16 protein-coding genes and 1 pseudogene are annotated in these 12647 nt (G+C 69.5%); 11 read left to right on the plus strand and 6 right to left on the minus strand.

Annotated features, from left to right (window positions below):
• Positions 1–19 precede the first annotated feature (19 nt).
• Genes ACFE6Z_RS02475 through map form a run of 3 tightly spaced genes read right to left on the minus strand, consistent with a single transcriptional unit; the run spans position 20 to position 2509 of the window.
• Entirely contained in the window at positions 20–862 is an 843-nt protein-coding gene (locus ACFE6Z_RS02475) for an ABC transporter permease (protein ID WP_375384101.1), read from the minus strand.
• Positions 859–1725 (minus strand): ABC transporter ATP-binding protein, encoded by an 867-nt coding sequence (locus tag ACFE6Z_RS02480; RefSeq protein ID WP_375384102.1) that lies wholly within the window; start codon positions 1723–1725, stop codon positions 859–861. The genes ACFE6Z_RS02475 and ACFE6Z_RS02480 overlap by 4 nt, the downstream gene beginning before the upstream one ends.
• Position 1726: 1 nt before the next feature.
• Positions 1727–2509, minus strand: coding sequence for a type I methionyl aminopeptidase (gene map / locus ACFE6Z_RS02485; protein ID WP_375384103.1), 783 nt, complete (start codon positions 2507–2509; stop codon positions 1727–1729).
• Positions 2510–2624: 115 nt separating this feature from the next.
• Between map and ACFE6Z_RS02490 the strand changes: the two genes are divergently transcribed.
• The 4 genes from ACFE6Z_RS02490 to ACFE6Z_RS02505 all read left to right on the plus strand — a co-directional run bounded on the left by ACFE6Z_RS02490 (position 2625) and on the right by ACFE6Z_RS02505 (position 5203).
• Positions 2625–3119, plus strand: a complete 495-nt coding sequence (locus ACFE6Z_RS02490; protein WP_375384104.1) for an MFS transporter permease — start codon at positions 2625–2627, stop codon at positions 3117–3119.
• Positions 3120–3287: 168 nt separating this feature from the next.
• Complete coding sequence (gene rplS, locus ACFE6Z_RS02495) at positions 3288–3635, plus strand: 50S ribosomal protein L19 (RefSeq protein ID WP_375384105.1); 348 nt, start codon at positions 3288–3290, stop codon at positions 3633–3635.
• 123 nt (positions 3636–3758) lie between these two features.
• Positions 3759–4547, plus strand: coding sequence for a signal peptidase I (lepB, locus tag ACFE6Z_RS02500; protein ID WP_375384106.1), 789 nt, complete (start codon positions 3759–3761; stop codon positions 4545–4547).
• The gene (locus ACFE6Z_RS02505) at positions 4544–5203 is read left to right on the plus strand and encodes a ribonuclease HII (protein WP_375384107.1); all 660 of its coding nucleotides are present in this window, start codon (positions 4544–4546) and stop codon (positions 5201–5203) included. Before lepB ends, ACFE6Z_RS02505 begins: the two co-directional genes overlap by 4 nt.
• A gap of 6 nt (positions 5204–5209) precedes the next feature.
• Here the strand turns inward: ACFE6Z_RS02505 and ACFE6Z_RS02510 are convergent, their stop codons facing one another.
• Positions 5210–5533: a DUF2469 family protein gene (locus ACFE6Z_RS02510; RefSeq protein ID WP_150447536.1), complete on the minus strand. Its 324-nt coding sequence runs from the start codon at positions 5531–5533 to the stop codon at positions 5210–5212.
• Between the two features lie 172 nt (positions 5534–5705).
• Between ACFE6Z_RS02510 and ACFE6Z_RS02515 the strand changes: the two genes are divergently transcribed.
• Together ACFE6Z_RS02515 and ACFE6Z_RS02520 are read left to right on the plus strand one after the other, a co-directional pair.
• Positions 5706–6068, plus strand: a complete 363-nt coding sequence (locus ACFE6Z_RS02515) for a YraN family protein (RefSeq protein ID WP_375384108.1) — start codon at positions 5706–5708, stop codon at positions 6066–6068.
• Positions 6065–7591 carry a YifB family Mg chelatase-like AAA ATPase gene (locus ACFE6Z_RS02520; protein ID WP_375384109.1) on the plus strand — a complete coding sequence of 509 codons (1527 nt, stop codon included), beginning with the start codon at positions 6065–6067 and terminating at the stop codon, positions 7589–7591. The genes ACFE6Z_RS02515 and ACFE6Z_RS02520 overlap by 4 nt, the downstream gene beginning before the upstream one ends.
• On the opposite strand, the gene ACFE6Z_RS02525 is transcribed toward ACFE6Z_RS02520, so the two are convergent.
• On the minus strand, positions 7546–7992 hold the full coding sequence (locus tag ACFE6Z_RS02525) for a hypothetical protein (RefSeq protein ID WP_375384110.1): 447 nt from the start codon (positions 7990–7992) through the stop codon (positions 7546–7548). The genes ACFE6Z_RS02520 and ACFE6Z_RS02525 overlap by 46 nt on opposite strands.
• Here ACFE6Z_RS02525 and ACFE6Z_RS02530 point away from each other — a divergent pair.
• The 3 genes and pseudogenes from ACFE6Z_RS02530 to ACFE6Z_RS02540 form a co-directional block, all read left to right on the plus strand.
• Positions 7936–8067, plus strand: a pseudogene (locus ACFE6Z_RS02530) (DNA-protecting protein DprA); the annotation flags it as partial. The gene ACFE6Z_RS02525 and the pseudogene ACFE6Z_RS02530 sit on opposite strands and share 57 nt — an antisense overlap.
• 76 nt (positions 8068–8143) lie before the next feature.
• Positions 8144–8800: a DNA-processing protein DprA gene (locus ACFE6Z_RS02535; RefSeq protein ID WP_375384111.1), complete on the plus strand. Its 657-nt coding sequence runs from the start codon at positions 8144–8146 to the stop codon at positions 8798–8800.
• 63 nt (positions 8801–8863) lie between these two features.
• A complete protein-coding gene (locus ACFE6Z_RS02540; RefSeq protein ID WP_375384112.1) occupies positions 8864–9775 on the plus strand; it encodes a tyrosine recombinase XerC in 912 nt (303 codons plus the stop codon).
• Positions 9776–9788: 13 nt separating this feature from the next.
• On the opposite strand, the gene ACFE6Z_RS02545 is transcribed toward ACFE6Z_RS02540, so the two are convergent.
• Entirely contained in the window at positions 9789–10304 is a 516-nt protein-coding gene (locus tag ACFE6Z_RS02545) for a murein hydrolase activator EnvC family protein (protein WP_375384113.1), read from the minus strand.
• 332 nt (positions 10305–10636) lie between these two features.
• On the opposite strand from ACFE6Z_RS02545, the gene rpsB reads away from it, so the two are divergent.
• Positions 10637–11620, plus strand: a complete 984-nt coding sequence (gene rpsB / locus ACFE6Z_RS02550) for a 30S ribosomal protein S2 (protein WP_375384114.1) — start codon at positions 10637–10639, stop codon at positions 11618–11620.
• 191 nt (positions 11621–11811) lie between these two features.
• On the plus strand, positions 11812–12639 hold the full coding sequence (tsf, locus tag ACFE6Z_RS02555; protein ID WP_375384115.1) for a translation elongation factor Ts: 828 nt from the start codon (positions 11812–11814) through the stop codon (positions 12637–12639).
• Positions 12640–12647 lie beyond the last annotated feature (8 nt).

A 12647-nucleotide genomic window follows, 5' to 3' on the forward strand; every position in this document is an offset into this window, starting at 1 on the left:
TCGCGGCCCTGCGGACCGGTCAGCGATCCTTCGGATTCCAGCGGAACGTGAGCGCGCACACGATGAGCCCGACTACGAGCCAGGCAGTGCACACGATCGCGACCAGGGGAAGCGCCCACGTGCCTCCGGGTTCGGCGCTCTCGAAGTCGGTGGGGAGGAAGACCGCACGCATCCCGGCGGCGGTCCACCGCAGCGGGAACACGCTCGCGATCTGCTGCATCCACTCCGGCAGGACGTCGAAGGCGATGTACACGCCCGAGATGAACTGCAGCACCAGCGCGATCGGCACGATGACGGACTGCGCCGACTTGCCGGATCGCGGGACCGCACTGACCGCGATACCCAGCACCGCAGAGCACGACACCCCCAGCACGAAAACCCACGCGAACGTCCCCCACGCCTGGGCCGTCGAGGGCAGTTCGACCTTCCACACCGCCCACGCGACGACGATGAGCACCGCGGCCTGCAGGGATGCCGTCACGGCGACCTGGCCCATCTTGCCCATGAAGTAGCTGCCGATCGGCATCGGCGAGCCGGCGTAGCGCTTCAGCGTCCCATCCGCCCGCTCGACGGCGATGTCGACTCCCAGATTCTGCAGACCCGAGAGCAGGATGCCGGCGGCCAGCATCCCCGGAAGGTAGTACGCCGCCGCGCTGATCGTTGCACCCGGCGGTCCGAACGACTGGCTGCTGAACGCGGTGGCGAAGATCGCGAGCATCAGCACCGGGAAGAGGAAGGTGAAAAAGAGCGTGTCGGTCTGACGGAAGTACGCACGCACCTCGTAGCCGACGCGGAGTCCGCCGATCCGTGCCGATCGGCCGCGGGGGAGCGGGGCGATCCCGTCAGGGGCGCCGGAGTTCACGCCGCCGACTCGCGTGCCGGTTCGGCATCGACCGCGCCGATCATCGCGAGGTACACGTCTTCGAGGCTCGGTCGCATCACCTCGAGCCCGGCCACCTCGCCGAGCTCGCGGAAGAGGCGCGCGGTCAGCGCACCCGGTTCGGACGTCCGCTCCTCGTACCTCACGCCCTCCTTCCACCATCGGACCACCGGCATCCGCGCCTCCTCGCCGCCGAGCTGATCGATGGGCGCGATGTCGATGAGCGCCCCTCCGGCGATGACGCCTGCGCGGTCGGCGAGCTGGGCGGCCTCGTCGAGGTAGTGGGTGGTCAGCAGGATCGTCGTCCCTTCGTCTTTGAGCGAGTGGATGAGGTCCCAGAACTGGCGACGCGCGGCCGGGTCGAACCCCGTGGTGGGTTCGTCGAGGAAGAGGAGGGCCGGTCGGCCGATGATGCCCACGGCCACATCCACGCGTCGCCGCTGACCTCCGGAGAGACGGCGGATGAGCGTGTTGCGCTGCGATTCCAGCCCGACCGCGGCGATGACTTCGTCGACGTCGCGCGGGCGGGGGTACATCGCCGCGAAGTGCGCGATCTGCTCGCGCACGGTGACCGGTCCGCTCTCACCCGTCGTCTGCAGCACGATCCCGAGTCGCGCCTTCCACTCCAAGCCGCCTCGGTGGGGATCCACTCCGAGCACCCGCACCGCACCGTGGCTGCGGTGCCGGTAGCCCTCCAGGATCTCGATCGTGGTGGACTTGCCCGCCCCGTTGGGCCCGAGCAGCGCAAAGGTCTCGGCGGGCTGGATCTGGAACGAGACGCCGTCGACCGCGACCTTGTGCCCGTAGGCCTTGACCAGGCCCTCGACCTCGACCGCGGCGGGCATATCAGTCCACGCCGAGGAAGCTGCGGTCTGTCAGCACGATCGGGCCTTCATCGGTCACCGCGATCGTATGCTCCGAATGCGCCCCGCGCGAGCCGTCTGCGCTGCGCAGCGTCCAGCCGTCCGCGTCGGTGATGAGTTCGTCCGTGGTCTGCAGGAACCACGGTTCGAGGGCCACCACGAGCCCGGCGCGAAGCGGATATCCCCGTCCTGCCCTGCCGTCGTTCGCGATGTGCGGGTCGCCGTGCATGATGTGACCGACGCCGTGGCCGCCGAAGTCGGTGTTGATCGAATACCCGTCAGCGCGTGCGACGGCCGCGATGGCCGCGGAGATGTCGCCGACGCGATTGCCGACCGTCGCTGCGGCGATCGCGGCATCCAGAGCGCGCTGCGTGGTGTCGATGAGCGCGAGGTCTTCCTCGCGCGGCGTTCCCACCACGAATGAGACGGCTGAATCGGCCACCCAGCCGTCGATCGACACCGCGAGATCGAGTGACACGAGATCGCCGTCGCGGATCGCGTAATCGTGCGGGAGCCCGTGGAGCACCCCATCGTTGATCGACGTGCAGATGACCTTTCCGAACGGGCTGGCGCCGAACGAGGGGTGGTAATCGATGTAGCAGGATTCGGCGCCGGCGCGCCGGATCAGCTCGTGGACCCGGCGATCGATCGCCAGGAGGTTCGTTCCCACCTTCGTTTCGTCGCGCAGCGCTGCCAGCGTCTCGGCGACGAAGCGTCCGGCCGGACGCATGGCGTCGATCTCGGCCGGCGTGCGCAGTTCGATCATCGTGATCCCTTCAACCCCTCCATTCTGTCGGATGCGGGAGGCTCGGGCTGAGAGGCTGCTCAGCGTCTCCCGTCCGCCGGTGCCAGGCGCCTGCGGCGGGCGTACGATCAGTCCCATGTGGGTTCGTCGGGCGTTCTACGGGTGGCTGATTCCTGCCGCCTTCCTCCTTCCCCTGTGGCTGCTGGTCGGCTGGGGCATCTTCAACGCCGGGGGCTGGGCGTTCGCCTGGGTGCTGTTCCTCGCGATTCCGTCCGTGTTCATCGGGCAGCTCCTCCTCACGCTCCTCGTGCGAGCCAGGGGGACCGTGCGCGCGCATCGGGCCGTCTCGTGGTGGGATGTCGCGGGCTTCGCCGTATGGCACCTGCTCACGATCTCGCTCGGATTCTTCAATCAGGCGTGGTGGGCACCGGTGATGGTGCTGACGGTCTTCGTCGCGGTCGGGCTGTTCTGGCTCGAGCTGTGGCAGTTGTGGCGCGAAGCCCGCGGGTCGGCCGCTATCGTGCTCCGCACCGCCGAAGGGGTCGGCTACATCCCACCGCAGCCCCCGCGGACAGAGCCCGTGAGCGACGATGTGTTCGTCATCGCCGAGAAGCAGCCGCCCACCGCCTGACCCGTTTTTGACGGATGACGCATCCGTGGCAGAATGGATCTTTGTGCCCTGACCCGGCTCTGCCTCAGGGGAGTCCGTCGTCCGGCTTTCTCCGGCGACATCGGGCACGCGACATCCTTTCCCTCTCTCTCGCGGTCGACCTGTGGCGGCCTCAGGAAGTGATCGACCATGCAGATCCTCGACTCCGTCGACGCGGCTTCGCTGCGCTCCGACATCCCCGAATTCCACCCCGGTGACACCGTGAAGGTGCACGTGAACATCACCGAGGGCACCCGCTCCCGCATCCAGGTGTTCCAGGGCATCGTCATCGGCCGTTCCGGCGATGGCGTGCGCGAGACCTTCACGGTCCGCAAGATCAGCTTCCAGGTGGGCGTGGAGCGCACGTTCCCCGTGCACAGCCCGGTCATCGACCACATCGAGGTCGTCACCCGCGGTGATGTCCGTCGCGCGAAGCTCTACTACCTGCGCAACCTCCGCGGCAAGAAGGCCAAGATCAAGGAGAAGCGCGACCGCTGACGCTCTCTTTTCAGCGAAACCCCGTGGCCATCGGCCGCGGGGTTTCGCCGTCTGCGGGGAGTACGCCGTGTACGATTCTTCACGGTGCGGCTCTCCGATTCACGGTGACCGGTGAAGGATCCCATGACGACCGAGAAGACAGCCTCGACCGGCCCCACGCCGTCATCGGACGCATCCACAGCGCAGGCCCCGCGTCGCCGGGGGTGGCTGATCTTCCTGCGCGATGTGCTGGTCATCGTGCTGATCGCCGTCCTGGTCTCCTTCCTCGTGAAGACCTTCCTGGTGCGGTCGTTCTACATCCCCTCCGGGTCGATGAAGGACACCCTGCAGATCGACGACCGCATCCTGGTGGATGAGATCACGCCGAAGTTCGGCGGGTTCTCCCGCGGCGACATCGTGGTGTTCCGTGATCCGGGCGGCTGGCTGACCGCACCCGCCAAGCCCGCACGGCCGGCGTTCGTCGAGGCTGCGGACTGGGCGCTGTCGCTCGTCGGCCTGTCGGCGCCAGACAGCGACGACCACCTCATCAAGCGGATCATCGGCCTGCCGGGTGATCACGTCGTGTGCTGCAACGGCATCGGCCAGGTCACCGTCAACGACGTGCCGATCAACGAGTCGTCGTACCTGCGGCTACGGCCCGGCGACCCCGCTTCGTCGGTTCCCTTCGACGTGACCGTTCCTGCGGGTTCGCTCTGGGTGCTCGGCGACAACCGGAACGAGTCGCGCGACTCCCGCTACAACACCGATCAGCCCGGTAAGGGCTTCGTTCCGCTCGACAACGTCGTGGGGCGCGCGTTCCTCACGACCTGGCCGCTCGCGCGGTTCGGTGTCCTCGATTTCCACCACGAGGTCTTCGCCGGTGTTCCGACCCCCGCAACGGCCGTGGTCACGGGGAGTACGACGTCTCCATGACGGTCATCGAGCCGCGCCTGACGCTCGAACGACGCCTGCTGCGCGAGCATCCCCTCGTCATCGCCTGCGACGAGGTCGGTCGCGGCTCGCTCGCCGGGCCCGTCGCGGTGGGTGCGGCCGTCGTCGATGCCGCCGACGCGCGTCGGCGCGTGCCCGCGGGCCTGCGCGACTCCAAGCTCGTCCCCGAGGCTCGGCGAGCGGATGTCGCGGCCCGCGCGTCGTCGTGGGTGTCGGCCAGCGCCGTGGGATGGGCGAGTTCGGCCGAGATCGACGAGGTCGGGATCATGCGGGCCCTCGGCAACGCCGCGATCAGGGCCATCGCCGAGCTGCGCGTCTTCGGGGTGGTTCCCGAGGATGCGATCGTGCTGCTGGACGGCAACTACGACTACATCCGGCCCGCCGGCGCGACGGAGCTGACCGTGCGGCCCGTGATCAAGGCCGACCGCGACTGCGCGAGCGCGGCCGCGGCATCGGTGATCGCCAAAGTCGCGCGTGACGCGCTCATGGTCGAGCTGCACCACGAGCTGCCGGCATATCAGTGGGCGCGCAACAAGGGATACGCGAGCCCCGAGCACCGTGAGGCGATCCGGGCGCACGGCATCAGTGCCCACCACCGGGCGTCCTGGTCGATCACCGACGCCCCGACGCTGTTCTGAGGCCGATCAGGAGTCGAGCGACAGCTCTTCCGGTAGGTGGAAGTCGCGACGCGACAGCTCCTCGACGTTGACGTCCTTGAAGGTCAGCACCCGCACGGACTTGACGAAGCGGTCGGCCCGGTAGATGTCCCACACCCACACGTCGGTCATCGAGATCTCGAAGTAGAAGTCGTGCTCGGTGTCCTTGCGGACGACGTTCACCTCGTTCGCAAGATAGAACCGGCGCTCGGTCTCGATCACGTACTGGAACTGTGCGACGACATCCCGGTACTCGCGGTAGAGGGCGAGCTCCAGTTCGCGGTCATAGTCTTCGAAGACTTCGTCATCCATGGTGCATCCATCTTAGGCGCGCGCCCGCTCGGCGTGATCGCCTCAGATTCCACCCCGGAATTCACCCCGGAGCCTTGTGCGGGACTCCTCCCCAGGACGTGTTTTCGACGGCCCCTGCACCGGTTGCCGCGGTCTCGGGTCGCGGGCGTGCGCGCGGCGTCACGATCGATCCATGGCTGATAAAGATGTCCTGGGTCGCGCGGGCGAGGAGCGCGCGGCGCGGCACTTCCAAGAGCGCGGGTTCGTCGTGCTCGATCGCAACTGGCGCGCACCCGGCGGTGAGCTCGACCTGGTCGTGGCGAGCGCCGGCCACATCGTGGTCGTCGAGGTCAAGACGAGACGGACCGCAGGATTCGGGCATCCGCTCGAAGCCGTCGACGCCCGCAAGCGCAGCCGGCTCTGGCGGCTGACGATGGCATGGGTCGCGGCCCACCCCGAGGCGGTGCAGGGTCGACGGCTGCGCATCGACGCGATCGGTATCATCGGCCCGGATCCGCTGACCGGCTCGATCGAGCACATCGAGAACGTCGCGTGACCGTCGCCAGGACCCTCTCGGTCGCTCTCGTGGGGCTCGACGGCGAGCTCGTCGAGGTCGAAGCCGACCTCTCGAACCAGATTCCCGACTTCAAGATCATCGGGCTGCCGGACAAGGCTCTCGGCGAAGCCGTCCAGCGGGTGTTCAACGCGTGCGCGAACAGTGATCTCCCTCTGCCGCGTCGGCGCCTGACCGTGAACCTTTCGCCGGCGAGCCTGCCCAAGCAGGGATCGGGGTTCGACATCGCGATCGCGATCGCGTCGCTGGCCACCGAAGGCCGGATGGATGCCGGCTCCGTGGCGTCGGCCGTCCACATCGGCGAGCTCGGCCTCGATGGCCGGCTTCGCCCCGTTCCGGGCGTGCTTCCCGCCGTGCTCGCCGCGGCCCGCTCCGGCATCCGGCGCGTCGTCGTCCCCTTCGGCAATCTCGACGAGGCCCGCTTGGTCGAGGGCGTCGAGGTGCTCGGAGCGGTCTGTCTCGCCGACGTCGCGCGGTGGCACGGAGCCGACGTCGAGGAGCGGATGCTCGAGCCCGTGCTCGCGGCCGCGTCGGCGCCCGCTGCGTCAGAGGTGCTCGATCTCGAGGATGTGATCGGGCAGGCCGACGCCGTGGAAGCCATGATCGTCGCGGCCGCGGGGGGCCATCACATGATCATGAGCGGGCCACCGGGAGCGGGCAAGACCATGCTCGCGCGCCGTCTTCCCGGGATCCTTCCGCCCCTGGACGATCGACAGGCCCTCGCCGTGGCCTCGATCCGGTCGCTGTCGGGCGAGCCCGTCGGCGCGCTCACTCATACACCGCCGTTCGAGGCCCCCCACCACAGCGCGAGTGCCGCGGCCCTCGTCGGCGGCGGCAGCCGGGTGATCCGGCCCGGAGCGATCGCGCGGGCGAGCGAGGGGGTGCTCTTCCTCGACGAGGCCGGCGAGTTCGCCTCGCATGCCCTGGACGCGCTGCGTCAGCCCCTGGAGAGCGGAACCATCAGGATCCATCGCTCGGGGGTCGCAGCATCCTTCCCCGCACGATTTCAACTGGTCCTCGCGACCAATCCGTGCCCGTGCGGCAACTACGGCGTGGTCGGCGGCGCGTGCGTGTGCCCGGCCAATGCGATCCGTCGGTACGCGGCGCGGCTCTCGGGTCCGCTCCTGGACCGGATGGACATCGAGTTGGCCATGCAGCGCGTCTCGTCGCTGCTCGGGCCCGGTTCCTCTCCTGCGGTGTCGACGCACACGGCCAGGGAGCGCGTGCGCGGTGCACGCGACCGGGCGACCCGACGACTGCGCTCCACGGCATGGCGGCTCAACGCCGACGTGGCCGGCACGTGGCTGCGCAACGGGCCGGTCGCTCCGGACCAGGCCGTCCGGAGGCCTTTGGACGTCGCGCTTCAGCGCGGCGCGCTGACCCTCCGCGGTTACGACCGCGTGCTGAGGGTCGCCTGGTCGATCGCCGACCTCGCCGGCGACGAGCGTCTCACTCTGGGTCACGTCGGCCGTGCGCTGTACCTCAAGAAGGGAATCACCCCGTGACCTCGATCGATCCGTCGCCGGCCTCCGCTCGCACGCACCTCGTCGGGCTCGTCGATCCCGGCGCGCTCGTCGACGACGACGAAGCCACGGCGCGGCACGCCCTCGCGATCTGGAACGCGCTGACAGAGCCGGGCGATGGCGTGGCCGGCAGCCTGATCGCGGCGCTCGGGGCAGCAGAAGCCCTCGCCGCTGTGCGGTCGAGCCGACCGGGCAGTGGCCTGATCGCCGAGGTCGCGAGCGTGTCGCCCGACGAGTTCCGCGCGGGCCTGAAGCGTTGGCGTCCACGGCTGGATCCGGCGGCGGTGAGTGCGGGGTGGGACGTCGCGCGGCGGCACGGCGTCCGTCTGGTCCAGCCCGGCGACGCCTTCTGGCCCGGACAGCTCGATGATCTCGGGTCGCATGCGCCGCTGGCACTGTGGGTGCGCGGCGACCCGGCGATCCTCGAGAGGCTCCGCCCCTCCATCGCCCTGGTCGGAGCCCGCGCGGCGACCGGCTACGGCGAGCGCGTCGCGGTCGACTTCGCCGGCGACCTCGCCGCACGCGGCGTGCCGCGTGATCTCGGGCGCCGCGTACGGGATCGACGGGGCGGCTCACCGCGCCGCGCTTGGCGCCGGGGGCATCACGGTCGCCCTCCTCGCCGGCGGTGTCGAACGCCCCTACCCTTCGGGCCACGCACACCTCATCCAGCAGATCGCCGCGAACGGTGTGGTCGCCAGCGAGGTGCCGTGCGGGTCGGCGCCGACCCGTTGGCGCTTTCTGCAGCGCAACAGACTCATCGCCGCGCTCAGCGACGCGACCGTGGTCGTCGAAGCGGGATGGCGCAGCGGGTCGCTCAACACCGCCGCCCACGCCTCGGCGCTCAGCCGCCCACTCGGCGCCGTCCCCGGCCCCATCACGAGCGCCACGTCTGCGGGCTGCCATCGATTGATCCGCGAGGTCGACGCGCGGTGTGTGACGAGCGTAGATGAGGTTCGCGAGCTGGCCGGGATCGACGCGTCGCCCGCCGATCGCGACGGTACCGCCCGCACGGACGACTCGACACGCGTGCGCGACGCGCTGAGCACCCGGGCATGGCGCGAAACGATCGACATCGCACGCCAGGCGGGTATGGATCCCGACCATGTGGGCGCCGTCCTGGGCTTCTTCGCGCTCGACGGCGATGTGGAACGCGGGCCGAGAGGATGGCGCCTGGTCGCCGACGCGCGGTGACCGGTGCCGGCCGCACCGGAGCGTCGGCGACCGGGCGCGCACGGGCAGCGCCATGCTGTGATCATGCGGATCGATGAGGCGGCGGATGCGTGGGCCACCCACCTGCGCGATGTGCGGCGTCTCTCACCCGCGACCGTGCGCGCCTACCGTTCGGATCTCGCCGATCTGGTCGCCGTGATCGGGGATCGGGAGCTGGCCGATGTCGACCTCGAGCGCCTCAGGGAATGGCTGTGGGCCGGCACGAAGGCGGGTCTTGCCCGTTCGACGATCGGCCGGCGCACTGCGGCCGTCCGGGCCTTCTTCGACTGGGCGCTGGAGGCCGGACACATCGCCGTCGACCCGAGCCTGCGACTGATGGCACCCAAGCGCGGACGAACCCTTCCGCGGATCGCCACGGCCGCAGCGATGTCCGACCTTCTGGACGACGCCGCCCGTCGGGCCGCGGACGGCGATCCGATCGCGCTCCGCGATCACGCTGTCCTCGAGCTGCTGTACGGCGCGGCGATCCGCGTGTCCGAGCTGCGGGGTCTGGACCTCGACGATCTCGACAGCCAGCGCGCCACCGTGCGGGTGCTCGGCAAGGGATCGAAGGAGCGCGTGGTTCCTTTCGGGCTCCCGGCGCTGCGCGCCGCGGATGCGTATCTCGTCCGAGGCCGCCCTGCACTCGCCGCCCGCCGCCCCGCCGACGCACCCGCGGAACGAGCGATGCTGCTCGGCGCCCGCGGCGGGCGCATCTCCGCCCGCTCCGTCTACGACGTCGTCGCGCGCACCCTCGGACCGGTCGTCGGTTCGGGCACGGTCGGGCCGCACGCTCTCCGGCACTCCGCTGCGACCCACCTGCTCGACGGCGGCGCCGATCTCCGCGCCGTCCAGGAGATGCTCGGCCACGCGAGCCTCGGGACGACGCAGATCTACACCCACGTCTCGAGCGAGCGACTCGCCGCGACCTACCGGCTGGCACACCCCCGCGCCTAGTTCGCGCCGAGGCTCAGCAGCACGGCAGCAGCACCGCGCGCGGAACGGAGTCCAGCAACAGCATCGGGTTGATGTATTCGCCGTTGAGCCGGACGCCGAAGTGGAGGGTCGACGGCGCGGCGTGGCCCCCCACGGAGATCGTCGCGACCTCCTCGCCGCGCGCGACCGCTGCCCCGGCCTCCAGCGTGCTCTCCACCGGTTCGAAGGTCGTCACCAACCCGTCGCCGTGATCGATGGTGACGATTCCCCGACCTGCGATCGCCCCGACGTACGCGATCGTGCCGGCCGCCGGCGCCCGTACAGGTGCTCCGATGTCGCCGGCGAGGTCGATGCCGCGATGGCCTGCGCCGTACGGATGCGGTGGGGCGACGTAGGGGGCGGTCACCACCGCGGCGAGCGGCCACACCCAGCCGAGCGAGCGGAGATCACCGGCCGAGCCGGCCGGTGAGGGGGCGGAGGCCGACGCGCCTGTCACCGCCGTGCCGAGAAAGATCCCCATCACAAGCACGGCGGCGCTTACGCGTGTCATCACCATCGCCCCATCGTGCGGGGCGCGGCTCTCGTCGGTGCAGGGATCCGGCAAACGGCGGAGAGCCGTCGTGCGCGACCGGGGTGGGGAGGACCGAGCTCGCCCAGGCCCACCTGATACACTTGCGGCAGCACCCCGCTCGTCGGGGTGACTTCGCGTGCTCACAGTGCTTCTCGAGAACAATGCTCCCCGAGCAGCACGGCATCCACCCCCATCGGTCTCCCACGACACATCGTGGAAGCGGGCGTGCGCCGAGCAACAGGATCGCCGGCCACCAGGCACGGCGGAAAAACCGCAAGCGGCGCCCGCGCGCCGAGAACAGGAGAACGGCCATGGCCGTCGTCACCATCCGCCAGCTGCTGGACAGCGGCGTGCACTTCGGACACCAGACCCGCCGGTGGAACCCGAAGGTGAAGCGCTTCATCCTCACCGAGCGCAGTGGCATCCACATCATCGACCTACAGCAGTCGCTCGCCTACATCGACAAGGCGTACGAGTTCGTCAAAGAGACTGTCGCCCACGGGGGCACGATCCTCTTCGTCGGCACCAAGAAGCAGGCACAGGAGATCCTCGCCGAGCAGGCGACGCGCGTCGGCCAGCCCTACGTGAACCAGCGCTGGCTCGGTGGTCTGCTGACCAACTTCCAGACCGTGTCCAAGCGCCTCGCTCGCATGAAGGAGCTCGAGGAGCTCGACTACGAGAACCCGGCCGACAGCGGCTTCACGAAGAAGGAGCTCCTGCTCAAGAAGCGCGAGCTCGACAAGCTGCACAAGTCGCTGGGCGGCATCCGCAACCTGACCAAGACGCCCTCGGCGATCTGGGTCGTCGACGCCAAGCGCGAGCACCTCGCGGTCAACGAGGCGACCAAGCTCGGCATCCCCGTCATCGGCATCCTCGACACGAACGCCGACCCCGACGAGTTCCAGTACCCGATCCCCGGCAACGACGACGCGATCCGCTCCGTCGGACTGCTCACCCGCATCATTGCGGATGCTGCGGCCGAAGGTCTGATCCAGCGTCACAACCCGACCGACGAGTCGGCCGAGGCCGAGCCGCTGGCCGACTGGGAGCGCGAGCTGCTCGAGTCGGGCGCGCCGGAGCAGTCCTCCGCCGAGACCGAGAAGGTCGCCGACGAGGCGATCGCCGCTGAGGACCTCGCCGAGGCCGTCGAGGCCGAGCAGGCCGTCGAAGGCGAAGCGGCCACCGAGTCCGCCGCTGACGCCGCGGGCGCAGAAGCGCACGACGAGGCCATCGCGGCCGCCGCCGGCGAAACCGCCGACGAGGTCGCTGCAGCCGAGGCCGCCGACTCCAAGTAGTTCCGACGCGAGACCCTCGCGTGGTGTCTGTCCGTCCAGCCTTCCGGAGAGCAGTCTTCGAGAAGGCACCGGGCCGACACCCCCACGGGCTACGATCGGCGAGGCCCGAGCGGGGCTCGCCGCCGCATCCACGACACGCATCAGCGTGCATCAGAACTAGGACCTGCATCAGAAAGAGGAGCCGCCACACCATGGCAAACTTCACGATCGCCGACATCAAGGCGCTGCGCGAGCAGCTCGGCACCGGAATGGTCGACACCAAGAAGGCGCTCGAAGAGGCCGACGGTGACGTCGAGAAGGCCGTCGAGATCCTGCGCCTGAAGGGCGCGAAGGGCAACGCGAAGCGCGCAGACCGTTCCACCAGCGAAGGACTCGTCGCCGCACGCGAGGTCGACGGCAAGGTGACGCTCATCGAGCTCGCCTGCGAGACCGACTTCGTCGCCAAGAACGACCGCTTCATCGCATTGGCAGACAAGGTCGCGGATGCTGCGGCCGCCGTCGCCGCGGACTCCGTCGAGGCCGCGCTGACAGCCCCCGCCGGCGCGTCGACGGTTCAGACGCTGATCTCCGACGAGGCCGCCATCATCGGCGAGAAGGTCGAACTGCGCCGCGTGCGCACGCTGCCGGGCGATCACTTCGAGATCTACCTGCACAAGACCAGCAAGGACCTGCCGCCGCAGGTCGGCGTCGTGCTGGCCTACTCGGGCGAGAACGCCGAGACGGCGCGGAGCATCGCTCAGCACATCTCGTTCGCGAACCCGTCCTACCTCTCGCGCGACCTCGTCCCCGAAGAGGATGTCGAGCGGGAGCGTCAGATCGTCACCGAGATCTCGCGCAACGAGGGCAAGCCCGAGGCCGCGCTGCCGAAGATCGTCGACGGCCGCGTCAACGCGTTCTTCAAGCAGGTCTCGCTGCTCGACCAGGATTACGCGAAGGACAACAAGCTCTCCGTGGCGCAGGTCGCCAAGGACGCCGGCATCACCCTGACCGACTTCGCTCGGTTCAAGGTCGGCGCGTAGCACCGCAT

This window comes from uncultured Microbacterium sp. (assembly GCF_964244775.1).
GTDB lineage: Bacteria > Actinomycetota > Actinomycetes > Actinomycetales > Microbacteriaceae > Microbacterium.

Excerpts from the sequence above, each read along its gene's own strand:
- rplS (WP_375384105.1), top strand. The coding sequence starts at position 3,288 with ATGCAGATCCTCGACTCCGTCGACGCGGCTTCGCTGCGCTCCGACATC.
- rpsB (WP_375384114.1), top strand. The coding sequence starts at position 10,637 with ATGGCCGTCGTCACCATCCGCCAGCTGCTGGACAGCGGCGTGCACTTC.
- ACFE6Z_RS02545 (WP_375384113.1), bottom strand. The coding sequence starts at position 10,304 with ATGACACGCGTAAGCGCCGCCGTGCTTGTGATGGGGATCTTTCTCGGC.
- lepB (WP_375384106.1), top strand. The coding sequence starts at position 3,759 with ATGACGACCGAGAAGACAGCCTCGACCGGCCCCACGCCGTCATCGGAC.
- ACFE6Z_RS02510 (WP_150447536.1), bottom strand. The coding sequence starts at position 5,533 with ATGGATGACGAAGTCTTCGAAGACTATGACCGCGAACTGGAGCTCGCC.
- map (WP_375384103.1), bottom strand. The coding sequence starts at position 2,509 with ATGATCGAACTGCGCACGCCGGCCGAGATCGACGCCATGCGTCCGGCC.
- ACFE6Z_RS02480 (WP_375384102.1), bottom strand. The coding sequence starts at position 1,725 with ATGCCCGCCGCGGTCGAGGTCGAGGGCCTGGTCAAGGCCTACGGGCAC.
- ACFE6Z_RS02490 (WP_375384104.1), top strand. The coding sequence starts at position 2,625 with ATGTGGGTTCGTCGGGCGTTCTACGGGTGGCTGATTCCTGCCGCCTTC.
- ACFE6Z_RS02540 (WP_375384112.1), top strand. The coding sequence starts at position 8,864 with ATGCGGATCGATGAGGCGGCGGATGCGTGGGCCACCCACCTGCGCGAT.
- tsf (WP_375384115.1), top strand. The coding sequence starts at position 11,812 with ATGGCAAACTTCACGATCGCCGACATCAAGGCGCTGCGCGAGCAGCTC.
- ACFE6Z_RS02515 (WP_375384108.1), top strand. The coding sequence starts at position 5,706 with ATGGCTGATAAAGATGTCCTGGGTCGCGCGGGCGAGGAGCGCGCGGCG.
- ACFE6Z_RS02525 (WP_375384110.1), bottom strand. The coding sequence starts at position 7,992 with ATGCGACCCGAGATCATCGAGCTGTCCGGGCCAGAAGGCGTCGCCGGG.
- ACFE6Z_RS02505 (WP_375384107.1), top strand. The coding sequence starts at position 4,544 with ATGACGGTCATCGAGCCGCGCCTGACGCTCGAACGACGCCTGCTGCGC.